The sequence below is a fragment of the Marinomonas primoryensis genome (assembly GCF_013372285.1).
Classification (GTDB): Bacteria; Pseudomonadota; Gammaproteobacteria; order Pseudomonadales; family Marinomonadaceae; genus Marinomonas; species Marinomonas primoryensis.
The window spans coordinates 3511258-3535750 of record NZ_CP054301.1; the positions used below are offsets into that span (position 1 = coordinate 3511258).

Below are 24493 nucleotides of genomic sequence, written 5' to 3' on the forward strand. Positions count from 1 at the left end.
AAACCTATTTACCAATTGCCTGCGTTATCTCAGCTTTCTCCTATTTTTGACTTGCATTTATACCTACAATCCCCTACTAATTAATGTCTATTGAATGACCATTAATAAACGGGAAAACTGTTATGTATCCAACACTTCAGTCCATGGGTATCACAAGCATACAGGACATTGAAAAATTCACTTTGCGCTTCGAAGGCGGCCACGACGTTTTAAAAATTTATTACCGTCGGGAAAAAGGCTCCTTGCTACCTAAAAGTAAAAAATTCAAATTTGGTCGCTCAACAAAGACTGTATTAGCAGACGGTGGTCAACAAACCTATCGTCAAGTACAAGAGCCTTCTCTTATCGTATTGCGAGCAATGGAAGAACTAGAAAAAATTGTTGGCAGGAAACACGACGTTAAAGTCACAAAAGATGATTTGGTCCAAGAGCTTGAGCACTTAGAAAAAGTGGTGAATAGCAAGATCAATGAAATCAAAGAAAAAATCTCAGCAATGAAATAAGTCCATTAAGACCACGTAGCAGGAATTCCTTATTCTTAACGAAGCTATTACGACTAGCCTTGTTAGTAGAAGGGAATACCTGCTAGCCCATTTCTAAAAACCTCGCTACAATCTCCTACATTCTTATTATCCCTAATAAGCTATTTGAGTTTTATTTATATGCGTTTTATTACCTCTGAAACAGAGCTTGCTGACATCATTCGGAAAGGCGGTGTCATCGCTTACCCTACCGAAGCGGTTTGGGGGTTAGGCTGTGATCCTTTTAATGAATTAGCTGTACGACGAATTTTAGCACTGAAATCTCGCCCTGAATCAAAAGGGTTGATTCTCGTTGCTGGCGCTCAAGAAGAGCTGGCACCTTGGCTAAAAATATTAGACAGCGATGCCATACAGCGCCTAGTCAGCCTTAATGAGACACCGACCTCTTGGGTAGTGCCTGATACCCAAATCACCCCCAGCTGGGTAAGAGGAGAACACAAAAGCGTCGCAATACGACTTTCTCAGCATAGTCCAGTACAGCGCCTATGTGCCGCTTTTAAAGGCGTGATTGTTTCTACGTCGGCGAACCCTGCAGGACTTGCTCCTGCGATGAATGCAGACGAGGTCTATGCGTACTTTGGGGATAAGATTGACGCTATCTTTCATGCGTCACTTGGAGAAGCCTCTCAACCTTCGCAAGTTCGAGACATTTTGACGAACAAACTTTTTAGAGCATAACACGTAACGCATTTTTCACTTCTGTCGATACATCTGTTGAACTTCTTGTGTAAAAACGATCTTTTTATCCACATAAATAAAAAAGCGGCATTTCATTCAATGTATAAATGAAACGCCGCTTTGATAGTAAGCGTAAAATCAGATCACTCTATATAAGAAAATTCCTAGCTTAGTGCCCACCCAAATACGCTTCACGCACTTCTGGGTTAACCAATAATTCCTGACCTGAGCCCGTCATACGAATCTCACCATTGACCATCACATAGCCACGATTAGCCAGTTTCAATGCATGATTAGCGTTTTGCTCTACAAGGAAAATTGTCATGCCTGTACTCGCTACATCCCTCAAAATTTGAAAGATTTGCTTAACAATAATGGGGGCTAAACCCAGGCTCGGCTCATCCAATAACAACAACTTTGGGCGGCTCATTAATGCTCGAGCAATGGCTAACATTTGCTGCTCACCACCAGACATAGTTGATGCACGCTGATTACGACGCTCCAATAGGCGAGGAAACAATGTAAACATTCGCTGCATGTCTTCTTCAGCATGATCCATGCCGATCGGAATCGTCCCCATCAAAAGATTTTCTTCTACCGACATACTTGGAAAAATACGTCGGCCTTCAGGTGATTGAGCAAGACCATTCGACGCGACATAATGCGCAGATTTTTGTGAAATATCCTCACCACGATAAATAATTTCTCCAGAAGAAATACGCGGCTGGCCAAAAATAGACATCAGTAACGTCGACTTACCCGCACCATTCGCTCCAATCAAGGTAACAATTTCACCTTCATTTATCGTTAAAGAGACTTTCTTTAACGCTTGGATTGGCCCGTAGTGGACATCAACCTCTTTAAACTCCATCAAAGATGTCATAGTGTCACCTCTTCATCATCTTCTTCAGCACCAAGATAAGCGGCAATTACTTTCGGGTCGTTTTTAATGTCATCAGGGCCACCTTTGGCGATGACTTCGCCATGGTCCAATACAACAATATAGTCCGAAATATCCATAACCATCCCCATGTCGTGTTCTATTAACAGCACCGTTGTATTGTGCTCATCACGTAAAACACGGATCATTTTGGTAAGCGCTTCGGTTTCAGAAGGGTTTAAACCCGCCGCTGGCTCATCCAAACAAACGATTTCAGGATTCGTACACATAGCACGAGCGATTTCTAAACGACGCTGCTGACCATAGGAAAGCTCTCCTGCTAAGCGATTCGCTGAATCCACAAGATCAACAACACCTAACCAATAGAACACGCGCTCTAATGCTTCTTCCTCAGATCTCCTATACGCCTTGGTATTCAAAATGCCTGAAATCAAACTACGGTTGACTCGCATATGCTGAGCAACCAATAAGTTCTCCACAACAGACATTTCTTTAAACAATCGAATATTTTGAAAGGTCCGAGATAACCCAGCCCGATTCACTAAATGCGAACCACCAAACATTTTGTACTTAAGGCGACGAAAGAAAGCAAAGGGAGATAAAAAATCTGTTGGCTGGAAAGGTTCTCCCAGCACTTTGATTATGCTGGTTTCTTTTCCAGCAGCAGACAGTAAAATTTTACCGCCCGTTGCTTTATAGAAACCAGTAAGACAGTTAAATACCGTTGTTTTACCTGCCCCATTTGGTCCAATCAAGGCAGATACGGAGCCACGCTTTATATCAAAGGTCACATCATTTAACGCTTTAATACCACCAAAGTGCATCACCAAGTTTTCTACTTTTAAGATATGTTCTTGGCTCATTTCACTGCCCCTTTTCTCGTTGCAAAACCGGTTCGCGTTACACGAACAATACCTCGAGGTTTCCAAACCATCATTACTACCATCAAAATACCAAACATTAAGACACGGTACTCGGCAAACTCTCTTAACACCTCAGGCAAAACAGTAAGACAAAAAGCCGCAATAACCACACCCAATGTTGAGCCCATACCACCCAAAACAACAATGGCAAGAATCAACGCAGACTCAAAGAAAGTAAAGGAAGACGGATTAACAAAACCTTGGTAGGTAGCAAAAAACACACCCGCTAAACCACCCGTGGACGCCCCCAACATGAAAGCAGAAAGTTTTACCAATACATGATTCAAACCAAGTGAACGACAAGCAATTTCATCTTCACGAAGTGCTTCCCAAGCACGACCTATTGGCATTTTCACCAAGCGATGCTTGATAAAAAGAACCGCCCAGACAACAGCGAATAAGACCAAATATATAAACATATATTTGTAGGCAGAATCGTACGGAAGATTAAAGAATTCATGGAAGGTTTGACCGTCACTAGATCGACGCTTGAACTCTAGTCCAAATAGCGTTGGTAACGGCGCAGAGATACCATTAGGCCCATGAGTAAACGACGCCCAGTTGGTTAAAATAAGGCGGATGATCTCCCCGAAACCAAGGGTAACAATCGCTAAGTAATCACCGTGCATACGCAAGACGGGGAAACCCAGTATAGCCCCTGCAAACGCGGCTAAAAGAGCAGCAATCGGTAACATTGACCAAAAGCCAAGACCTAGATTTTCATAACCCAACGCCAAGCCATAAGCTCCAATAGCGTAAAAGCCCACGAAACCTAAATCTAATAAACCAGCAAGACCCACAACAATATTAAGACCAAGCCCAAGTAGTACGTAGATCAACCCTAGGATAACCACAGTAAGTACGTATTTAGAGGCAATGAAAGGCACCAAAAGCCCAACCAAAATCACTAATGGGATAATCCATACCATCTTCGATTTGTGCCCTGGTGCTAGAACCGTTGCACCTTCATCATTGCTAGCATAGCGAAATGCCATCGCCACGCCTTTTTCTGTCTGAAAAAAGCTGGATATAGCAAAGCGCCCAACAACAACGATCGCGACCATCCAGGCCACTCGCTCAAACTCGAAATCAAAGTCATAACCATCCAGCAGCACCCCAACAATAGGGCCAAACAAGATGAGCGCCAGAAAACCCGCAACGAGCGAATCAATGCTACTTTTCTTAAAATTTATTCCAACTGCTTGGCTCATTTATACTTTCTCCACTTCAGGTTTGCCGAGAAGGCCACTTGGGCGAATAATCAGAATGAGAACCAATAATGAGAATGAGAAGACATCTTTATAATCAGAACTGATCAATCCAGCAAACAGGGCTTCGGACAAGCCAAGAATAAGCCCACCTAACATGGCACCAGGTAAAGAACCAATGCCACCCAATACCGCAGCAGTAAAGGCTTTAATGCCAATAATAAAGCCGACATAGAAATCAAATGCACCATAATCTAGTGTTATAAGCACGCCTGCTAAGGCGGCCATCATGGCACCAATAACAAAAACGGTTGAAATGACCTTATCAGTGTCTATTCCCAAAATAGAAGCCATTTTTCGGTCTTGCTGAGTAGCACGACACATACGGCCTAATTTTGTTTTTTGAATAACGTAGGTCAATACGCCCATTCCCAAAATAGAAACAAACAAAATAAGCAATTTCATATAAGTAATTTGTACAAAGCCATCACCCACCGTAAAGCGGATAGCGCCAGTCAAAAGAGTAGGTACACCTTGTTGGTTAGCCCCCTGACTCAGTTGTACATAGTTCTGTAGAATAAGAGACATACCTATCGCCGAAATCAATACAGCTAAGCGGCTAGAGTTACGTAATGGACGGTATGCAATACGCTCAATCACCCAACCGTAAGCACCTGTCACAGCAACCGTTAGAAATAACGTGCCGATGATGATGATCGGGAAAGATTCAATACCGAAAAATGTTAAAATAGCAATGGCAATTGCAGTGATATAGGCAGACACCATGTATACATCACCATGGGCGAAGTTAATCATGCCAATAATGCCGTATACCATGGTGTAACCGATCGCAATGAGCCCATAAACAGAGCCAAGGGTAAGACCGTTTACCAACTGCTGGAGAACGATATCCATCGTAAGACCTCGTGGGAGTTTTAGCTAAAATAGAGAGAGCTTGTCTACCAGCACCATCCTTATGCCAGTAAACAAGTGAATTAAACTAAATGAAAATTAGTTTACTTGATGATATTTACCTTGAGCATCCCACTCATACATAACGTAGTCAGAAACCGTCAAATCGCCTTTATCATTAAAAGTTTTCTTGCCCATTGCAGTGTCAACAGAATGAGATTGCAACCATTCTGCAGCTTTAACTGGGTCAAGATTGCTGTTTGATAAAGCAGCCGCTACAACTTGCATCGCAGTGTACGAATAAAGCACATAACCTTCTGGCTCAAAGCCTTTGTCACGGAACCCTTGAACTACTGCTTTACCAGCAGGGTAAGAGGTTGGATCAGCACCGAATGTCATCAATACACCATCAACATAATCTGGTGAACCAGCAACAGAAACGAACTCATCCGAAACAATACCATCACCAGACATGAAGATTGCTTTAGAACCTTGCTCGCGCAACTGACGAACTAGTGGACCAGCTTCTGAGTGAAGACCACCGAAGTAAACAACGTCAGCATCAACAGAACGGATTTTTGTAATTAATGCGTTGAAATCTTTCTCACCACGAGTCAAACCTTCATACATTACTTCTTCTACGCCGTAAGCGTTAAGAGTCGCTTTCGTAGCGTCAGCAAGACCTTTACCATAAGTGTCTTTATCATGAATAATGGCAATACGTTTAGCACCTAGAGTATCAATAATATAGCTCGCCGCTACGTCACCTTGCTGATCATCACGACCACATACACGGAAAACGTTTGATAAACCTTGATCAGTAAGCGTTGGGCTAGTTGAAGCTGGAGTCACCATTAGAACACCCGCTTCTTCATAAATTCTTGAAGCCGGAATAGATGAAGAAGAACAAAAGTGACCAACAACCGCAAGAGCGCCATCAGAATCTACTAAACGGTTTGCAACTGAAACGGCTTGCTTTGGTTCACAAGCATCATCTGCTTTAACCAATTCAATCATTTCGCCATTAATACCACCGTTAGCATTAATGTCAGCGGCTGCTTGTTCAGCGCCTTTCCAAAGTTGCTCGCCAAATGCGGCATAAGCACCTGTATGAGGACCAGCAACACCGATTACAACTTCAGCCTGAGCCAGTGTCGCAGCACCAGCGATAGCAAGAGAAAGTAATGTTTTTTTAATAACTGTGTTTGACATAAGAAAAGCCTCTACTCGTTTTGTGTTTTATCGTTATTATTCAAAAGCAAGAAGTGTTCCAATAATATAGTCCTCATGAAAAGGTATAAATTATGGAACTTTCGCAGCAAGTATTCAAAAAATGTGCACCGCAACAAGGCTACACAGTAATATTAGACCAATCTTTGGTCAATAGTAGTGCGCACAAATAATGTAAAAAACGTAAACAAAATTCTATTTGCTTTTAAAAAGACAAAATAAAACACTGTTCAACGTTATTTTTATAGTTTTTTGTACTTATAGAGGAGCGTTCCGCACTGTGTAAGCGCAAAAATTGGAAGGGGCATGTTAGAAATTATATCAAGGGATATGCGTAGCAACCACAAGCGGTAAGACTACTTATACAATGTATTACAAAAAGAAAAATAAAAATTAAAAAAAACTCTTATTTTTTATCAAAAAACTCCGGTCCAATAAAAACGTAAAATGTGAATTACTCTTTGGTATGCTGAGGCATTATCTCAAGTACGTCAGATAAGCGAACAAGACGAACACCGTCAGCTTCTAAATGATTAAGACGCTTTTTAAGGTATGCCATTGTTTCAGGATAAGGATGACCTATCGCCAATGCGCTCCCATGACGCCTTGCTCGTTTTATTAGGCGAGAAAATTGCTTATCAATCGCTTTTTCCGTTCGAATGTTATCCAAAAACACATCACGACTGACTGTCTTCAAGCCATATTCTTGGGCTGTTTTTTTCGCCACGCTTTTAGGGCTCGTTAAACTGTCAATGAAAAATAGAGAGCGGCCTTTTAGTACTTCCATGACCCACTTCATCGAATCTGCTTTGGTCGTTAATAAGCTTCCCATGTGATTATTCACACCTTGAATTCCGGGTAAACCATCTAAGTCCTTATTCAACGTCGCTTTTAACTGATGTTCGGTCATATTGGCATACAAGCCACCAGGGCCCAATTTCAACTCTCGCTGGTTTTCCATTGGAGCATGCAACAAGGTGATTCTACCCTGCTCTTTCGCCGTTAACGCCGTTGGTAGAGCAAAAGGGGTTTCTGGCAAAATAGCCAGAGCTACTTCATAAGGTAATGCCAACGATGATTCCATTCCTTGTCGATTATACCCAAGATCATCGATCAAAATCGCAATCCTTGGCATTTTTGGATGCACGTCAACGGCCAGTATTTTAGCGGGAATAACCTTTCCACTAGGCACTTTACGATCTAATTCTGGCTTAACAACCGGTGAAAGCGGCTTATCTTTAGAAAGAGAATCATACTGATGGAGAAACGGTGCATCCAAAAAAGGCACCATTGTTGGCGCCCAAGGCTGGGGCGTATCCAATATTGGAAGGTTAGGCAATAAAGGGGGAGTAGAAGCGACAGGGCCATCTGACGCTTTCTTTGAGGAAAGTTTTTTTGTCACTGCCTGCTTTTCCGAAACGATATATTTTTGTGGCGCTTCATGTTTTTTTGGAGCAACCAAAGGACCTAAATGCTCAGGAAGAACGGCAGGGACTTCAAAAAAAATTGGGTTTTCTTGTTCGGTAATTTGAGTTTCTTCAAGTTGAACCGCATCGTCATCATTAGTGATTACTGTTTGCGCACGGTCAGCAATACGATCCAACTCATTTGCCCACCCGTACAAGGAAAACAAAAAAAACACAACAACAGAGACTTTCTTTAAATCAACCAAGCGAGTGCTTACCAAAAAAATACGTTTACTTAAAAATTACTGTTTCTGAACTAGCTTAGGCAGAGTTTTCAGAATAGTAACAGCTTGAAATAACTGGAAATCCGTTTGTGCGAGCTCACTAATATCAGATTTCACATCTGCGCTTGTTCGCTCTTTACCACCCGTACCGTTGTCTAAATGCCCTTTAAGTTCTGCTTCTTTAATAAAGAATTGCCCCTTTTCGAACGTCAACGTAGCTTGCGGAACAACAAGATCAGGCGTAATACCTTGCGCTTGGATGGAGCGGCCATTTGGCGTGTAGTACAAGGCGGTAGTTAACTTTACCGCATCGCCATTAGACAATGGAACCACCGTTTGAACAGAGCCTTTACCGAAGGTTTCCGTACCTAAAATCACGGCACGCTGGTGATCTTGTAAAGCACCCGCCACAATTTCAGAGGCCGAGGCTGACCCTTCATTTACAAGTACGACAAGAGGAACTGTCCCAAGTTTGGTATTTTCCTTTGTTGCCATAAACTGCCCTTTAGACATTTCATGGCGACCGTTGGTGTAAACAATCATACCTTTATCAATAAAGGCATCTACGACGCCAACTGCACTTTGCAAAACACCGCCAGGATTGTTTCGTAAATCTAAAACAACGCCTTTAATTGTTCTTTCTTGCTCCAGCTTATCAATGGATTGATAAAATTCTGATGCACTATCACCTTGGAACTGACTGAGACGAAAATACGCAATACCATCGTCTAACCATTTTTCAGTAACACTTTCATCTTCGACCAATCGCCGTATGAGTTCGTAGTGTTTAACTTCCCCATCGCGCTCAATATCCAAAGTCACTGTGGTGCCAATTTCACCACGCATAAGTGTCACAATATCTTGCATGCCCAGATCTGTAATTAACGTATTATCAATCTTAATAATAACATCGCCCGGTAAAATTCCCGCTTCCGCTGCCGCCGAAGCATCAACCGGTGTAACGATTATCAAATGGTTGTCTCTCATTTCAACTTCTACACCAATCCCCGCATAATTTCCGGAAGTCAGCTCATTGAAGTCAACCAATTCACTTTTTGTGAAATACTCTGAATGCGGATCCAGGCCTGATACCATACCTTTTAACGCCTTATTGAGAATATCCTCATCAGACAAGACTTCTACATAACCTTCACGAATGGTTTCAAAAGTTTCAACAAAAGATTGGATTTCAGCGGTCGGTAAAATGGATTTTTCTTGGATGTCTGCAGAAAAAACAGGCTGCGCTAATAACACCATAAATAAAAAGGGAATGTGCTGTCGCAGTATATTGATCATATTTATTCCTATTACTTCTTTTCTGGCCGCTGGTTTGAGTTTGTCGTGTAAATCAACCAGCGTTCACCCAAGAAAGTGGCTTTAATGGCGTGCCGTTATGGCGAATCGCAAAAAACAAGGCAGTATCGGGGCGGCCACCTGTGCTTCCTGCCATAGCGACAGTATCATTCGCACCAACCCATTCACCCACTTCTTTTAACAAGCTTTGATTATAACCGTATAATGACATGTAACCATCACCATGGTCTAAAATAAGTAAAAAGCCGAAACCTCGCATCCAATCAGAAAACACCACCCGACCTTGGAAGATAGCATGAACCGGTTCGCCTTCTTTGGCGCGTAATGTCACTCCGCCTAAATTAATACTTCCATCAATAGGCAGCTCAGCAACCACTCTTAAAGGACGGACGAGCTTGCCACGTTGCGAGGAAAAAGGCACATCCTGATCAGGAATCTGTATGTCCGCAAGCACTTCTTCTAAGCGCTGTAGCATTTCTTGTAAATTTTGCTGATCTTTCAATAATTGCTTCGAGCGTTTATCGCCCTTCGCCAAGTCACTGTCTAGCTTGGCCAGCAAGTTACGTCGATCTGCCTGTTGGCCAGTGAGGCGACTACGCTCTGCTTTTAATAACGTTTCTTCTCTCGCTTGCTGAGCGCGATGACTTCGAATGCTTTTCTCAACAAGATTCAAATCACTTACTTCATTGATGAAGCCGTTAATCAGAGACTGTCGAGCATTAGAAAAATAACGATTGTATTGCACCAAACGCTGAGCATCTTCCGAACTGTCACCGTTCAATAACAATTTAATGCTTTCTTCATTGCCAGAACGATAAACCGCCCTTAATTGGGCGGCTATTTGTTCATTTTGTTGTTGAATACTTAACTGAAGAGAGCGCTGCTGAATTCTTAATTCTCCTAGCTGCTTTTCTCCTTTTTTTAAGCCATCTTGAATGCTTTGAATTTTTTTAAGCAGCTCTTGAATGTCTTTTTCTTTACCTTCAAGCTGTTTTTCCACATCAGAACGTTCAGATTTAAGATCCTTCAGCCAACCATTAAGCTTCTTTAAATCTTTCTGCAATGTTTGTATTTGCTGTTTAGCCTCCTCTGGTGTTTGTGGTTCGCCTGCCGCCCAGCCAACACTGGACAGCAAGAAAAAACATAAAAGAAGGCAACGAGATAATAAGATCATCCTAGCCTCAGGCGTGCGTGAGCAAGCTCACACCGGTCATTTCAACAGGTTTTTCCATTCCCATCATGTCCAATAAAGTCGGCGCAAGATCACACAATGCCCCTTCTTTTATGCCGACACCTTTTGTAGGAGTGAACAAAACCAAAGGCACAGGTCCAATAGTATGGGATGTCAGAGGCTGAGAACCGTCATCACTTAGCATTTGCTCTACGTTTCCATGATCCGCGGTGATCAAACACTGACCTCCGTTCACTTCTAATGCTTTGATAATTCGACCCAAGCAAGCATCTACCGCTTCAACGGCTTTCACCGCCGCAGAGAAAATACCGCTGTGGCCAACCATGTCGCCATTAGCAAAGTTACAAATGATGGTGTCGTATTTGCCCGCTTCGATAACTTCAACTAATTTATCGGTGACTTCTGGCGCGCTCATTTCTGGTTGTAAATCATATGTTGCAACATTGGGTGATGGTATCAATTCGCGCTCTTCACCATCAAACAAGGCCTCTTCGCCGCCGTTAAAGAAGAACGTAACATGCGCGTATTTTTCCGTTTCAGCGATCCGAAGCTGTTTCTTGCCCTGTTTCGCTAATACTTCACCTAACGTATTGCTCAACGCAATCGGAGGAAAGGCGACATCTGCTTTGATGTCTGACGCAAACTCTGTGAAGGTAACAAATGACGAAAACTTCGGATAAACCGCGCGCTCAAAACCATCGAAATCAGCGTCAGTAAACGCTCTTGTGAGTTGGCGAGCACGATCTGGACGAAAATTAGCAAAGATAATGGCATCACCATCTTGAACTGGAGCAGGATCACCGACCACAGTCGCTTTTACAAACTCGTCATTTTCATCACGGTCATAGGCTGCTTGGATCGCTTCTTGCGCGGTGTTCGCTTGAAACACCCCTTTGCCTAATACAATGGCGTCGTAAGCCGTTTTTACACGATCCCAACGATTGTCACGGTCCATCGCAAAATAACGTCCCGTTAATGTCGCAATTTTGCCGACACCCAGTTCCGCTAATTTCGCTTCTAGCTCAGCCGTTGGTGTTTTAGCAGAGCGAGGTGGTGTATCTCGACCGTCGGTAAAACCGTGAATATAAACCGCTTTTGCGCCACGTTTTACTGCTAATTTGCACATCGCCATAATTTGTTCGTGATGACTGTGAACACCACCATCAGACAACAAGCCTAAAATATGCACCGCTTTACCGGCTGTAACCGCTTTATCGACCGCATTAACTAGAGCCTCGTTTTCAAAAAAAGAGCCATCTTCAATGGCTTTTCCAATACGAGTAAAATTTTGATAAACAACACGACCAGCGCCCAAATTCATGTGTCCGACTTCGGAGTTGCCCATTTGGCCTTCAGGTAGACCCACTGCGAGGCCAGATGTTTTAATTAACGTATGAGGATGGTTTTTCCACAGTGCGTCCCAGTTGGGTGTGTTTGCTGCGGCAATGGCATTGGATTTAGAAGTCTCGCTGTATCCCCATCCATCAAGGATAAAGAGCGCTGTGGTCTTTTTGTTCATCTTAATCTACCCCGTAAATTGATCGTGATTATGACTCGATACTATCACAGGCTTGTAATTTTGTTACAGGTTGGCGCGTCTATAAAGGCTATTAGTTTCGTTAATGGAACCTCAGCGACGCATTTTATTTTGCCAACAACCAATCTCGAAAAATCACCACTTGCTCAAGGTCTGCCTTGTCGACAGGATAAGACAAAAGATATTCATGAGGTGTGGCAACCGCTTGACCAAAAGGCGCCACCAGCTCGCCTGTTTGCAAACTACGTTCTGCCAAAATAGTCGGCATAATCGCAATCCCCATGCCATTTTTGGCGGCTTCCAGCAGCATATGAAAGTGTGCGAAAGAAGCCCCCGCAAAAGAACCGCTTTCTAACCCTTGAGAAACCATCCAATCCGGCCACGCATTAATACGCGACGATAAATGTAGAAATGGAAAACGCGTCACATCATCAACTTGCCATTCATCAATGGCTTTATCACCAATACGCGCTAATAGCGCCGGTGAACACACAGCCACCACATGCTCTCGCATCAGTTGATGAGAAATCGCTCGCGGCCAATGATCTCCGCCATAATGCAAAATAATATCAATACTTTCAGGGTCGACCTTCGCGGCATCGTCTAATGAACGGACTTTAATCTGAAACTGAGGGTTAGCAAGTTGAAATTTGGCAAGGCGAGGCATCAACCAATAAGACGCTAAGGTAGGCAACGCCGATATGGTGAGCGTCGTTTTCTCGTCTTCTCGATGCAGCATGCGCAAGCAGGCGTTTTCCATACCATCAAGTAAAGGAACCACTTCTTTGTAATACGCAGCCCCGGTTCCCGTAAGCACCAGACGTTTATTTAATCGTATAAACAAGTCACGAGACAAAAACTCTTCAAGGTTTCGAATTTGTCGACTGACGGCGCTTTGGGTCAGGTGCAGTTCTTCCGCAGCCTTTGTAAAACTTAAGTGCCTTACCGAGGCTTCAAAACACTTTAACGCGGTTGACGATGGGATATAACGGCGCATGGAGGCGTTACTCATTAACAAAAAAACAGGAGACAATAACTGTACCTTACATCACTCTTATTCCCAAACAGTAAAATAAAAAACGCACCACAAGGATGCGTTTTATTAATTTAATAAACCATTCAAAACAACAAACTAATCTAAAGCATGAGACTGCTGCCCGAGATGATAGGTGTGTGCACCCACCTCATAAAACATGCGCTTTAACTCTCTAAAAGGTATGTCTCTTAGCAAGGTAGTTGGAATCGACAAGCTTTCTCGCTGACCAGCAAACCATTGGGCTAATTCTGCGCCAACGACCGTGCCAGGACCAATGCCTCGACCACTGTAACCCGCCACACTAAACAAACCATTCTGTAATTGCTGACAATGAGGCAAATGGTCTTCGCTGTAAGCAATTTTTCCTGTCCAACAATAATCCCATTCCACTTTATTAAGAATCGGGTACATTTCCTTTACTCGTTGAGAGGCCCAGTTCGATAACACACTACCTTCGCCTCCCATGCCGCCAAATACTAAGCGCCCTTGTTTATCAAGACGAAAAGAGCTCATGACGGTACAGGTATCCCAAACGCCTTCTTTATTAGGCAGAATACTCGCTAGTTGTGCATCAGACAGCGGCTTACTTGCCAACTGAGAATAAAAAATAGGCACAAATTTACGCGCTTGTTCTTTTACACCGTGTTCGCTGTAAGCGTTAGTCGCCAAAATAACTTTTTCAGCGTGTACTTCACCAGCATCGGTGTGAATTGCCCAACCATCTGGTGTTGGCTCGATCTTATTAACCGGAGAAAATTCAAATAGTTTTGCGCCTTCTTTCAGCGCCGCGTCAGCTAACCCTCGGGCATACGCCAGAGGTTGAATGGTGCCCGCTCGCGGATCAAACAATGCGGAATTGAACTTCCCAGAACCAATACGAGACTGAGCTTCCGACGCGTTCAATAATTGCACAGGCGCACCACGGCGAACCAATTGTTCATAACGTCGTTCTAATTGCACCAGTCCAGCTTTACCTACGCCGGCATGCAAGGTGCCATGACGTGTTGCCTCGCATTCAATGCCGTATTCATCGATCAAGCCATAAACATAATCAGGCGCAACCGCCAGCGCGTCATAGAGTATCTTGCCTGCCTCCGCACCAATGGTTTTATCAAGCTGATCCGGCTCTAACCATAGTCCGGCATTGGCAAGACCGACATTTCGGCCAGAACCGCCAAAACCAACTTCCTGCGCTTCAACAACGGCTACCGATATCCCTAATTTCGCCATATGCAGTGCCGCCGACAATCCGGTAAAGCCACCGCCGACGATAACCACATCAACCTCTAAACGCCCTTCTAATGACGTTAATACAGGCGCCGCTGGCGCACTCGCTCGCCACAAGGAATCACATAACAATTTAGACATAACGACCACCTCTGAAGCGACCATCGCAGACAATCAAAACGCAAAGCACGACTCAGCATTCGCCGAGCCGTACAAGGGACTATTACTCGAAAACAATACCTTGAGCCAATGGCAAATCACCGCCATAGTTCACCGTATTAGTGGTACGACGCATGTAGTTTCTCCATGCATCGGAACCCGATTCACGACCACCACCAGTATCTTTCTCTCCACCGAACGCGCCACCAATTTCTGCACCTGACGTACCGATATTGACGTTAGCAATACCACAATCAGAACCAGCCGGCGCCATAAACAATTCAGCTTCACGCATACTTTCCGTAAACACAGCAGAAGACAAACCTTGTGGTACTTCGTTCTGAATTTCAATCGCTTCTTCAAAGGTGCTGTACGTCAATACATACATAATCGGTGCAAACGTTTCTTCATGAACAATCGGTGCATCATGAGCAATACGAACAATCGCAGGCTTCACATAAAAACCACCAGCCGGAACACCTTCTGTTACGCGCTCGCCGCCACAAATGACTTTGCCACCTTGTTGTTTCGCCGTTTCCAATGCCGCTTGCATAGTGTCAAAACTTCTTTCGTCGATTAACGGTCCAACTAGATTTCCGTCGACTAATGGATTACCCACACGAAGAGAACCATAGGATTTAGCCAAACTTGCAACCAAACCATCAACCACACTTTCGTGGGTAATCAGACGACGTAACGTGGTACAACGTTGACCCGCTGTTCCTGCCGCAGAAAAGACGATCGCACGCAATGCAAGATCAAGGTCAGCAGTCTTAGAAACGATCATCGCATTGTTGCCACCAAGCTCTAATAAAGAACGACCAAGACGACCAGCCACTGTTTTCGCAACAGCACGACCCATCACGGTAGAACCCGTTGCAGAAACCAGTGGGAACGTTTCGCTCGCCGCAATGGCTTCGCCAAGCTCACGATCACCAATCATTACAGACACCGCTGCTTTCGGAATATCTGGCATATCAGCAATCACATTTTGTGCAATTTGGTACATAGCCAACGCACACAAAGGCGCTTTTTCAGACGGTTTCAACAACACAGGGTCGCCACAAACCAAGCCAAGCATGGTATTCCATGCCCAAACAGCCATCGGGAAGTTAAACGCCGTGATCACAGCAACAGGACCAAGTGGGTGCCATTGCTCCATCATGCGATGTCCTGGACGTTCAGACACAATAGACAAACCGTGCAACATACGAGATTGACCGACTGCAAAGTCACACACGTCGATCCACTCTTGTACTTCGCCCAATGCTTCAGGAAGAATTTTGCCAGCTTCAAGGGAAATTACTTGCGCCAATTCATGTTTGTATTTGCGTGCTTCGTCACCAATACGACGAACCAATTCACCGCGACGTGGTGCTGGAATAGTACGCAGTACTTTAAATGCGTCTTTTAATTCCACGTTCACCGCTTCAAGTTGAGCAGGCGTAGCATTATTGAACGTAGACAATTTAGCACCATCAATTGGGCTATGAGCAGAAAAGACGCTGCCTTTCCCTAACGACTTCGTATTACCCGTTAACACACTGAAAAAGGTGTCGCCCTGTTTTAGAGTATTAATACCCAATGTGTCTAAGCAAGCTAATGACATGTGAAACCTCTTAAGATTAGTTTATTAAGTGAAATTCTACTCCCTCCACCATAACCAGCTCATACGATAATGAGAAATACCGTTTTCCTGCCAGTGGTCTAGTTTTTTCCTATAGCTTACCCCATACTCCTATAGGTATTTAGAAAGACGTTACTCGAAAAATAGAAGGCTTTTACCATGGACATTCGGTCATTACGCTACTTTATCGCCGTATATGAGGAACGCAGTCTGAGCGCTGCCGCCAAACGCTGTTTCGTTGCTCAGCCCTCTATATCTACCACCGTGGCGCAACTGGAAGCCGACTTAAGCACCAAGCTTTTTGTAAGGCACTCTAAGGGCGTTTCTCCGACGGACAGCGGTTCACAACTGTATCCTCATGCGTGCAAAATGGTCAGCGATCTCAGCGCGATGCGCAGCTTGTTTATCGATTCACCCGCGCCATTGGCACTGTCGATTTCACTTACGCCTTTTTTGTCGGGTGCATTGATCAGCCAAGTAATCAAAACCATGTTGGATGAAGTGTCAGGTTTAACGCTGAAACTGGTCGATGAATCCGAAAGCGCCGATCTGCGCTTTACTTGCAGCCGGTACACCTCAGACGAAGATGTGTTTTATCCTCTTTGGGAGGACGACTATGTCATCGCCATGCCGTTGGATCATTGGCTAGCCGACTTTCCTTCTATTTCTATCAAACAAATAGACAAGCAGCCTTTCATATCTCGTACGCCCTGTGACATTTTGGAATCGTGGAACTATCTCATGCAAAAACAAGAGCTCACCACGGATGTTCGCGCGCAGGTGAAAACCGAGGAATATGCGCTGGACTTGGTCGCAGCAGGTTTAGGCATATCCTTGATTCCCGAGCATTCGTCTCGAGGGCGTAGCGATCTTTGTCTACGGCCACTTAACGATGTGAAATTAAAACGGGTTGTGGGCTTAGCGCATAAAAAAGAGCGCAGCTTCCCAGCACACCTTATCAATACTATTTTAACGGCCAAACAGCAGTTATTAGTCAACAAGAACCCAGCATAAAGGCGACTCGTAATACTTTTATGCATCATGAAATGCATTTTTACCTTTTGCATTACCGCTCATCACTGCACTAAAGTAACTTAAACGACTTCAAGCCATTATGGGAAACCCTATGACACCTTCTGATTTTTTTAGTGCTTTGTGGAACAGTTACACTCAAATCACACCACAAGCTCAGCGTATTCAGCAACTTTTTGAAAGCCATGGCGAAACCGTATTAAACGACCATGTGGCCTTTCGTACCTTTAATAATTCGCCAATCTCTTTGGAAAAACTAGAGCCTCAACTCGAAGCCATCGGTTACAAAGCGTACGGTGCTTTTATTTTTGAGAGTAAGCACCTCAAAGCTCGCTGCTATAAACACAAAACCGATGCGGACTCCCCAAAGATTTTCCTCTCTGAATTATTGGTAGAAGAATTGCCACCGCACTGCCAAGACATTATCGGGAAATTCATCGCACAAATCCCAGCCGATGCGGTGCAATCTCCAGCTGTTTTCTGGGCAGGAAAATTATGGCAAACGCCAACAGAAGCCGACTATCTTGCCTTGGCGGAACACAGTGAATACGCAGCTTGGTTATCCACTATGGGATTACAAGCGAACCACTTTACCGTCAGCATCAACCATCTTAAGAAATACCCAACCATCGAAGCCGTTAACCAAATGCTTATCGATGAAGGTTATGCGTTAAATCAAGTGGGAGGCTTAGTTAAAGGTACACCTCAATCATTCTTGGAACAGTCTTCAACCATGGCCGACAAAGTGGATTACACCTTCGCCGATGGCAAACAAAAAACCATTCCAAGCTGTTTTTATGAATTCGCTCGACGCCACTTCATGGCAGACGGCAATCTATTTGACAGCTTTATCGAAGGTAATGCCGATAAGATCTTTGACTCCACCAACACAAAGTAAAATACCCAACATCATAACGAGCCCTTAAGGGCCCGTTATGATTCGATTTCTCTCTCATTTCCTTACTCATCCCATCATATATTTGTCACCTTTGTCTGAGACTATGTACCGATTCCACTCGGCGTGTATAATGCTGGCAGTTTAAATATGGGCTTTACTATTATGATTAACCAACTTATCGAATTTTCTATCAACCACTGGGAAATGGTCGCCATCTTTTTAGCGATTCTTGCCACACTACTATTTGTTGAAAGCAAGGGCGGTGCACAGGGGTTAACACCTTCAGCAGCCACCAACTTAATGAACAGCGAAGACGCTGTTGTTGTCGACATTCGTCCTGAAAAAGAATTCAACGCTGGCCACATCACTGGCGCATTAAACATCCCTGCTACTAAGATGAAAGAAAATCAAACACGTCTTGAGAAACACAAAGACGCCCCAATCATCATAGTATGCAAATCTGGTGTCACCTCCGGTGCAAGTGCAAAAGACTTGAAAAAGGCAGGCTTCACTAAGGTATATAAACTTCAAGGCGGCATTGCTGAATGGCAATCATCTAATCTGCCACTGGTTAAAGGGTAAAAGAAAAGATTATGTCCACTGTCACTATCTACTCAAGCGATTACTGTCCATTTTGCGTAAGAGCAAAACAGCTGCTATCTGCTAAGAATGTTGCATTCAACGAAATTCGTGTCGACGGAAAACGTGAAGTTCGTCAACAAATGACTGAAAAAAGTGGGCGTACCTCTGTTCCGCAAATCTGGATTGGCGAACGACACATTGGTGGTTGTGACGATCTGTATGCTCTTGAACGCGAACAAAAACTCGATACTTTACTTGCCCAATAGTGGCGCAAATATAATATTCTTATAATAAAGAAAGGAGCAACAATGTCTGATACAACTGAAGTAAACGCTGCAACTGAAACACAAGAAGCTCAAACACCACAACTGTCTATGCAACGTGTTTTCTTAAAAGACATTTCTTTTGAATCGCCTCGCTCACCGATGATTTTCCAAGAAGAATGGAAACCAGAAGTTGGCTTAGAATTGAACACAAAAAGCCGCCAAGTAGGCGAAAGTGTTTATGAAATCGTACTAGAAATTACTGTTACGGTTAAAAACAGCGGCCAAACGGGTTATCTAGTACAAATTCAACAAGGCGGTCTGTTTGTTGTTTCTGGTCTTGATGAGCAGCAATTACATCATGCTCTAGGCGCTTTCTGCCCAGCAACCTTGTTTCCATATGCTCGTGAAAACATCGATGCGATTGTTGTTAAAGGCAGCTTCCCAGCCCTTATGCTTGCGCCAATCAACTTTGATGCGCTGTATCTAGAAAGCCTACAAAAGCAACAAGCTGAAACAACTCAATAGAAACCATTGAGTGATGAAAAAAGGAGGCCACGTGCCTCCTTTTTTATTGCATAATAGCCAAAGATCGCCTTTTAATATCATCAGTACAAATGGAAGCTGTGATGAAAAAGAAAAAAAAACCTTGCCCTAACTGCCTTAAAGCCCGCTGGTTACTACTTTACCTAGGCTGCTTTGCTCTGCTTGCCATATTGGTCGCCAATCAGTTTTTAGAAAAAGGAATGTAATGTGAGGTGGTTCTTTCTTTGCTTAAGTATCAGTTTTCTAGCTGGCTGTGCTACTTACAAGCAGGACATTGATGCTGGATTAAGCTTAGCGAAAGAAGGTGAATGGAAAAAAGCCGAGGATAAATTAGAAGGTGTTCTAGACAATTCTCAAGACAAGCTACTCTATTACATGGAAATTGGCGCTCTTGCCCAAAATCAAGGGGATTATGAGCGCAGTAACACCCTACTCGAACAAGCCGAAAGATTAAGTGATACCTTCTTCCAAGAAAATTTTTCTAATCGCTCCTGGGCCTTATTGAGCAACCCAAGACAAAGCGACTATCGTGGTAGCGGCATGGAACGCATTTATATCAGTTACCTCAAGTCCATGAACTACCTCGCGCTGGCGGAGCAAGAAAAAAACACCGCTAAAAAACGCCAATTGAACGACGCCGCCGTGGTTGAAGTACGTCGCATTGACATCAAACTCAATGAAATCCGCGCACAAAATCCCAGCTATCAAGATCTCAACGCCAAAGAAAACCAAGCTTTTTACATGAAAGCATTGAGCTGGTTGGGTAACTTCTACACTGGCGGAAGAGACACGGACAAATTTCTCTATCGTGATGACGCGTGGGCGCGTTACATGGAGGGGCTACAATACGAGATTAATAGCGAATACGACGACGCTCGTATCAGTTATCAAAAGGCCGCGAATTTGTATGAAGACGGTTACGCAAAGCAATACGACTTGCCCAGCACGACCGCTGAACGAGCCTGGTTAGACACCATTCGTATGATGCAAAAAGGGGGTTTTAGCCAAAGCGAAATACAGCAAAAAATAAAAGATAAACTTTCTCCCGACATGCAAGAAACGCTCAAGCAATACCACACTGGTGATGCGGAACTGGTCATTTTAGAACACCAAGGGTTTATTCCTGACAAAAGCGAAATGACCTTATTACTGTTCTCAGATCCTCGGGCGTACTCTTTAGTGTTAGAGCCGCTTCACGGCGGCGGAACAACGCAGACAAATGATTCATTTCGTTGGTTTACCATGGTATATGCCGACATCAATCCACTGAACTTGATCGCTAATTACAAAGCGGGCGGTGCATGGGGCACTTTCTCCGGCATCTTTACCAAACGCGTTATTCTTGGTCGTCCTGTTTGGCAGCAACTTAGCGCCGCGAACGTAGATAAACTCCTGGCGCAACAACCCATACGCGTTACCGTGCCATACTATCGTCGTTTCACCTTGGACCAGCATCAACCAAGGTTAAAAACGAACGGACCAGCTATGACAGACACAAGTCACAGCTTAAGAATGACGTCTCTTGCTGACATTGCCTTCCAAGAACAACTAGCACAAGCGCAGAGAGATATTTACGAAGGCCTAACAAGAGAGTTGTTACGCAGCTGGTTAACGTATCAACTCACGGCAAATGTTAAAGATGAAAGCGCCAGCTTGATTTTGAACCTCATTGGGCAAGTGGCTGTGTTTGCATCGTCCGCGGCGGACACACGAAATTGGCTCACACTTCCAGCGCAAGTAAGACTGACAAGAGAGCCATTGCCACCGGGCGAATACGCGCCAGACTATAACGTCAATCAAAAACAATTCTCTCTGGGTAAGATCAACTTAGAAGCAAATAAAATTAAACTTTGGAATCTACGCAACCCTTATTAAATTGATTACACTAACAGCTTGGCATCAGGCTAAAACGGACGTAAGGAAAACATTATGCATATTGATAAACTAAATCAGTCTAAATGGATCACTCTGTCATGGAAGGGGCTTGTCACTGTCTGTATGACTGTACTATTAGCGGCGTGTTCTGGCAGCGTAAAACGTCTAGACACTAACGAAGATGTCATGCTGTCTGACCGTTGGAATGATACAGACTCCCGCTTAGTCGCAGAAGAAATGATGGGCGACATGCTGACGTTCCCATGGTTTCGTGATTACAATTTCAGCAACAAAGGCAACCCAACTGTTATTGTGCAGACGATACGTAACAAAACCTCTGAGCACATTCCTGTTGATACCTTTATTAATGACATCAAGCGCAGTTTGTTGCGTGCCGGTAAAGTCGACTTTGTTGTTTCCGGTGCAGAACGAGATGAAGTTCGTAGCGAGCGAGAAGAACAAGCGCTAAACGCCGCACCCGATACCGTTGCTAAATTTGGCCTAGAACAAGGCGCTGGTTTTGCCTTATCTGGCACGATCAACTCCATTGTTGATTCAAATGGCGACCAACGCGTGAGCTTCTACCAAGTCGATTTGAAATTGATTGATATGACGACCAATCGTGAAGTATGGAATGGTCAGAAGAAACTCAAAAAATTGGCTGATAAAGGCTTTTTCTAACCATGACATTCTCCGTCCTTCCTACGTCTTTAAATTGGATGATGATCACGGGTCTATTGCTCAGTCTGACTGGGTGTTTAGGCTTCAATACAAAATCCAACCAAGCGGAAGAGACGATGCCGAGCTGGGTGTCGTCTCCACCACAGGACAGCACACATTTGTATGGTGTCGGCAGTGCGTCGCGCATTGAAAACATTGCTCTGGCTTTTACCCAAGCCGAGCAAAATGGCAATATTCAAATTGCGCAACAGCTGCGTACTCAGGTGAGTCAAGTCAATACGCAAGACACCCAGGTGAGATCAGGACAAGGCGGAGAACAGGTTTCCAAGGTACAAACCGCTTACACTCAGATAACAACATCACCGATTGAGCTAGAACAAGCGATCAATGAAAAACGCTACGCTGGAAAAAACTACGTCTACGCACTGCAATCGATTGATCGCACGCGCATTGTCGCCAAGTTAAAAATCGCCATTAGTGATACCGACGACGTAATTCGTCAGCAAGCGTCTTTGCTAAGCACCAAGGCGTCCCAACTTCCTGCCGTACAAGATTGGCAAATCTACATGCAGCTTATTCCACACTTTGCCCAGCGCAAGGCCTACGAAGAAGAATTGAGTCTTTATTCAACTGAACGAACCTTAGCGGGAAGAGCCGACGACGATATTCAAAATATAGAACGGCAATTGAGTCGCGCTCTAGTCAGCTTTGGTTTTGATGCTTCAACAACAAAACAAGCGGATGCATTGGCCAGCGCGTTATCGCGGTTTGGATTAACACCAAAAGCGAATTCTATCTTCACGCTAAATAGTCGTACACTGCAACACCATGAAACTCAAGATGGTCGCTTTTATGTGTTCGAAGACGGCACGCTGGAACTCATTGACCCAACAGGCTCGCGCCTTGCTTCTTGGACAGTGAGTGCCAGAGGCATTGCTAAGAATCTGAGTAGTGCTCGAGAGCAAGCCACTGTCAACTGGTCAAATCAAGCAATTGAAGCCATGTTTACTTGGTTAACTCGATTAGACTAACCCTGTCAATCTCAACCCTATAAACAAAAAAACGACGCCCGTAGGCTAATGCTGTTCACTTAAGCGGAACAGCATTACGAGATACCGGATATCTCGTCTTTGATTGCTTCACCACGCGAGGCCGATTAGGCCTCGCTTTCTTTCTCTCCAAAAACAAATTACACACCCCAGACCTTAGCTCCTTAAGGCGCATTCCTGTCTTCGATTCTGGCTTAGCCGCTGCCATCACGATCAAGTTGGAAGCAATAAAAGTAAACGCCATTTTAAAACGCACATCGCTCGCTCGTTGACCATGTGATGCCGCCGCATGACTCGCCTCTCGACGCACGATGTTGTATGCCAGTAGCATCCCCCACATTTCTTGATAGATTAAATCGACTTTCTTACTGCGCAACGTAATGGCGTTGTTAAGCATGGAAGATTTGATGTCACGAAATCCCAGTTCAATTTCCCATCGCTGATGATACAACTGAGCAATCTTGTCAGCAGGATAGTTACTGATAGGAAGTGATGTCAGTACCGTCTTAGCTTTACCTTGAACGTCATAGGTTATGGCTCGTGCATCCCAGTATTCAGGCAGACTGGGGTTCTTTTTGCGTGCTTGTGGGGAGACTTTCATACGCCATAACGCATCACCGTCTCCGTATTCTTCAATGACCTCATACACAGTATTGCTGCGTTTTGGGATTAACCAGTGTCGTTTATTCCCTCCGTTCATCAAGGTATGCATGAGATTAGCACTCCAAAAATTTCGATCTAGGAGTGTGATACTGCGATCAGGAATTTTATCTAACATAGCTTCAGCTAATGGCGTTTCAGCTTTTCGATAACGTCCAATCTGAGTATCTAGAATAATGTGAGAATGCGTATTCATCAGAGCGACACAACGCAATAACGGATAGGCGCTTTGCTTGACGGTTGTATTGCTAGCGCTACCGAAGTGTTCTCGTAACTCTGGTGTGTCCGGGGTGCGAAAAACGACACCATCTATTGCGAATACTTGCAGCCCTTGCCAATCATCCTGAGCAAATCGCTCATTGGCCCAATGTTCACCTGTACGCTGAAAAAGCCACTGCATAGGATCAGAACCAAGGCGCTGCCTCGCTTGAGATACGCCACTTTTGGCAAGGAGCTGCTCCGACGCTAATCCTTCCGAACAAATATTTAAGCGTCTCGCCACTTCTTCGATCGCTTCATCCCGAAAAAGAGCCATACCTAACACTAGCCAAAGAACTTGATCTTCAGGTAGACGTCGTCGTCTGATGCTCGCTTTTGAAGAAAGGGTTAATGCAGACTCGATCCATTCAACAGGAATATTCTGGGTGAAGGTCGAGTGATCTGAGAATGAATGAAGTTCATCGATGCTAAGAAGTAACTGCTGAATAGACACAAAAAAATCCGATTAAGAA

At 44.2% G+C, this 24493-nt stretch carries 24 protein-coding genes; 11 read left to right on the top strand and 13 right to left on the bottom strand.

Annotated features, from left to right (window positions below; all coding sequences use genetic code 11):
• The first annotated feature begins 122 nt into the window (after positions 1–122).
• Positions 123–503 carry a DUF3461 family protein gene (locus MP3633_RS16335; protein ID WP_112141287.1) on the top strand — a complete coding sequence of 127 codons (381 nt, stop codon included), beginning with the start codon at positions 123–125 and terminating at the stop codon, positions 501–503.
• A 159-nt stretch (positions 504–662) separates the two neighbouring features.
• Positions 663–1220: an L-threonylcarbamoyladenylate synthase type 1 TsaC gene (tsaC, locus tag MP3633_RS16340; RefSeq protein WP_112141289.1), complete on the top strand. Its 558-nt coding sequence runs from the start codon at positions 663–665 to the stop codon at positions 1218–1220.
• Positions 1221–1389: 169 nt separating this feature from the next.
• On the opposite strand, the gene MP3633_RS16345 is transcribed toward tsaC, so the two are convergent.
• The 12 genes from MP3633_RS16345 to amaB form a co-directional block, all read right to left on the bottom strand.
• Positions 1390–2103, bottom strand: a complete 714-nt coding sequence (locus tag MP3633_RS16345) for an ABC transporter ATP-binding protein (RefSeq protein WP_176336329.1) — start codon at positions 2101–2103, stop codon at positions 1390–1392.
• The gene (locus MP3633_RS16350) at positions 2100–2984 is read right to left on the bottom strand and encodes an ABC transporter ATP-binding protein (RefSeq protein WP_176336330.1); all 885 of its coding nucleotides are present in this window, start codon (positions 2982–2984) and stop codon (positions 2100–2102) included. The genes MP3633_RS16345 and MP3633_RS16350 overlap by 4 nt, the downstream gene beginning before the upstream one ends.
• On the bottom strand, positions 2981–4255 hold the full coding sequence (gene livM / locus MP3633_RS16355) for a high-affinity branched-chain amino acid ABC transporter permease LivM (protein WP_112141295.1): 1275 nt from the start codon (positions 4253–4255) through the stop codon (positions 2981–2983). The genes MP3633_RS16350 and livM overlap by 4 nt, the downstream gene beginning before the upstream one ends.
• Complete coding sequence (locus MP3633_RS16360) at positions 4256–5167, bottom strand: ABC transporter permease subunit (RefSeq protein WP_176336331.1); 912 nt, start codon at positions 5165–5167, stop codon at positions 4256–4258.
• A gap of 96 nt (positions 5168–5263) precedes the next feature.
• Complete coding sequence (locus MP3633_RS16365) at positions 5264–6376, bottom strand: branched-chain amino acid ABC transporter substrate-binding protein (protein WP_176336332.1); 1113 nt, start codon at positions 6374–6376, stop codon at positions 5264–5266.
• Positions 6377–6848: 472 nt separating this feature from the next.
• Positions 6849–8066 carry a divergent polysaccharide deacetylase family protein gene (locus MP3633_RS16370; RefSeq protein ID WP_244959713.1) on the bottom strand — a complete coding sequence of 406 codons (1218 nt, stop codon included), beginning with the start codon at positions 8064–8066 and terminating at the stop codon, positions 6849–6851.
• A 36-nt stretch (positions 8067–8102) separates the two neighbouring features.
• A complete protein-coding gene (locus MP3633_RS16375; protein ID WP_176336333.1) occupies positions 8103–9380 on the bottom strand; it encodes a S41 family peptidase in 1278 nt (425 codons plus the stop codon).
• A gap of 52 nt (positions 9381–9432) precedes the next feature.
• Complete coding sequence (locus MP3633_RS16380) at positions 9433–10572, bottom strand: murein hydrolase activator EnvC family protein (RefSeq protein ID WP_176336334.1); 1140 nt, start codon at positions 10570–10572, stop codon at positions 9433–9435.
• A 7-nt stretch (positions 10573–10579) separates the two neighbouring features.
• The gene (gpmI, locus tag MP3633_RS16385) at positions 10580–12109 is read right to left on the bottom strand and encodes a 2,3-bisphosphoglycerate-independent phosphoglycerate mutase (RefSeq protein ID WP_176336335.1); all 1530 of its coding nucleotides are present in this window, start codon (positions 12107–12109) and stop codon (positions 10580–10582) included.
• Between the two features lie 124 nt (positions 12110–12233).
• Positions 12234–13124 carry a LysR substrate-binding domain-containing protein gene (locus MP3633_RS16390; protein ID WP_176336336.1) on the bottom strand — a complete coding sequence of 297 codons (891 nt, stop codon included), beginning with the start codon at positions 13122–13124 and terminating at the stop codon, positions 12234–12236.
• 135 nt (positions 13125–13259) lie between these two features.
• Positions 13260–14531, bottom strand: a complete 1272-nt coding sequence (locus tag MP3633_RS16395; protein WP_176336337.1) for an NAD(P)/FAD-dependent oxidoreductase — start codon at positions 14529–14531, stop codon at positions 13260–13262.
• 82 nt (positions 14532–14613) lie between these two features.
• Positions 14614–16158 carry an L-piperidine-6-carboxylate dehydrogenase gene (gene amaB, locus MP3633_RS16400; protein WP_176336338.1) on the bottom strand — a complete coding sequence of 515 codons (1545 nt, stop codon included), beginning with the start codon at positions 16156–16158 and terminating at the stop codon, positions 14614–14616.
• Positions 16159–16335: 177 nt separating this feature from the next.
• On the opposite strand from amaB, the gene MP3633_RS16405 reads away from it, so the two are divergent.
• From MP3633_RS16405 to MP3633_RS16440, 9 genes are all read left to right on the top strand, one after another.
• Entirely contained in the window at positions 16336–17190 is an 855-nt protein-coding gene (locus tag MP3633_RS16405; RefSeq protein ID WP_112141313.1) for a LysR family transcriptional regulator, read from the top strand.
• 112 nt (positions 17191–17302) lie between these two features.
• Positions 17303–18106, top strand: coding sequence for a DUF1338 domain-containing protein (locus MP3633_RS16410; protein WP_176336339.1), 804 nt, complete (start codon positions 17303–17305; stop codon positions 18104–18106).
• Between the two features lie 162 nt (positions 18107–18268).
• Positions 18269–18688 carry a rhodanese-like domain-containing protein gene (locus MP3633_RS16415; protein WP_239495615.1) on the top strand — a complete coding sequence of 140 codons (420 nt, stop codon included), beginning with the start codon at positions 18269–18271 and terminating at the stop codon, positions 18686–18688.
• Positions 18689–18699: 11 nt separating this feature from the next.
• Positions 18700–18954, top strand: a complete 255-nt coding sequence (grxC, locus tag MP3633_RS16420; protein ID WP_176336340.1) for a glutaredoxin 3 — start codon at positions 18700–18702, stop codon at positions 18952–18954.
• Positions 18955–18996: 42 nt separating this feature from the next.
• Positions 18997–19479 carry a protein-export chaperone SecB gene (gene secB / locus MP3633_RS16425; protein ID WP_176336341.1) on the top strand — a complete coding sequence of 161 codons (483 nt, stop codon included), beginning with the start codon at positions 18997–18999 and terminating at the stop codon, positions 19477–19479.
• A 101-nt stretch (positions 19480–19580) separates the two neighbouring features.
• Positions 19581–19703: a hypothetical protein gene (locus tag MP3633_RS19050; RefSeq protein WP_275426914.1), complete on the top strand. Its 123-nt coding sequence runs from the start codon at positions 19581–19583 to the stop codon at positions 19701–19703.
• 1 nt (position 19704) lies between these two features.
• Positions 19705–21372 carry a COG3014 family protein gene (locus MP3633_RS16430; RefSeq protein ID WP_176336342.1) on the top strand — a complete coding sequence of 556 codons (1668 nt, stop codon included), beginning with the start codon at positions 19705–19707 and terminating at the stop codon, positions 21370–21372.
• Positions 21373–21426: 54 nt separating this feature from the next.
• Positions 21427–22053, top strand: a complete 627-nt coding sequence (locus MP3633_RS16435; protein WP_176336343.1) for a penicillin-binding protein activator LpoB — start codon at positions 21427–21429, stop codon at positions 22051–22053.
• Between the two features lie 2 nt (positions 22054–22055).
• Positions 22056–23084 carry an LPP20 family lipoprotein gene (locus MP3633_RS16440; RefSeq protein WP_176336344.1) on the top strand — a complete coding sequence of 343 codons (1029 nt, stop codon included), beginning with the start codon at positions 22056–22058 and terminating at the stop codon, positions 23082–23084.
• 55 nt (positions 23085–23139) lie between these two features.
• Here the strand turns inward: MP3633_RS16440 and MP3633_RS16445 are convergent, their stop codons facing one another.
• Complete coding sequence (locus MP3633_RS16445; protein ID WP_176336824.1) at positions 23140–24468, bottom strand: IS4 family transposase; 1329 nt, start codon at positions 24466–24468, stop codon at positions 23140–23142.
• Positions 24469–24493 lie beyond the last annotated feature (25 nt).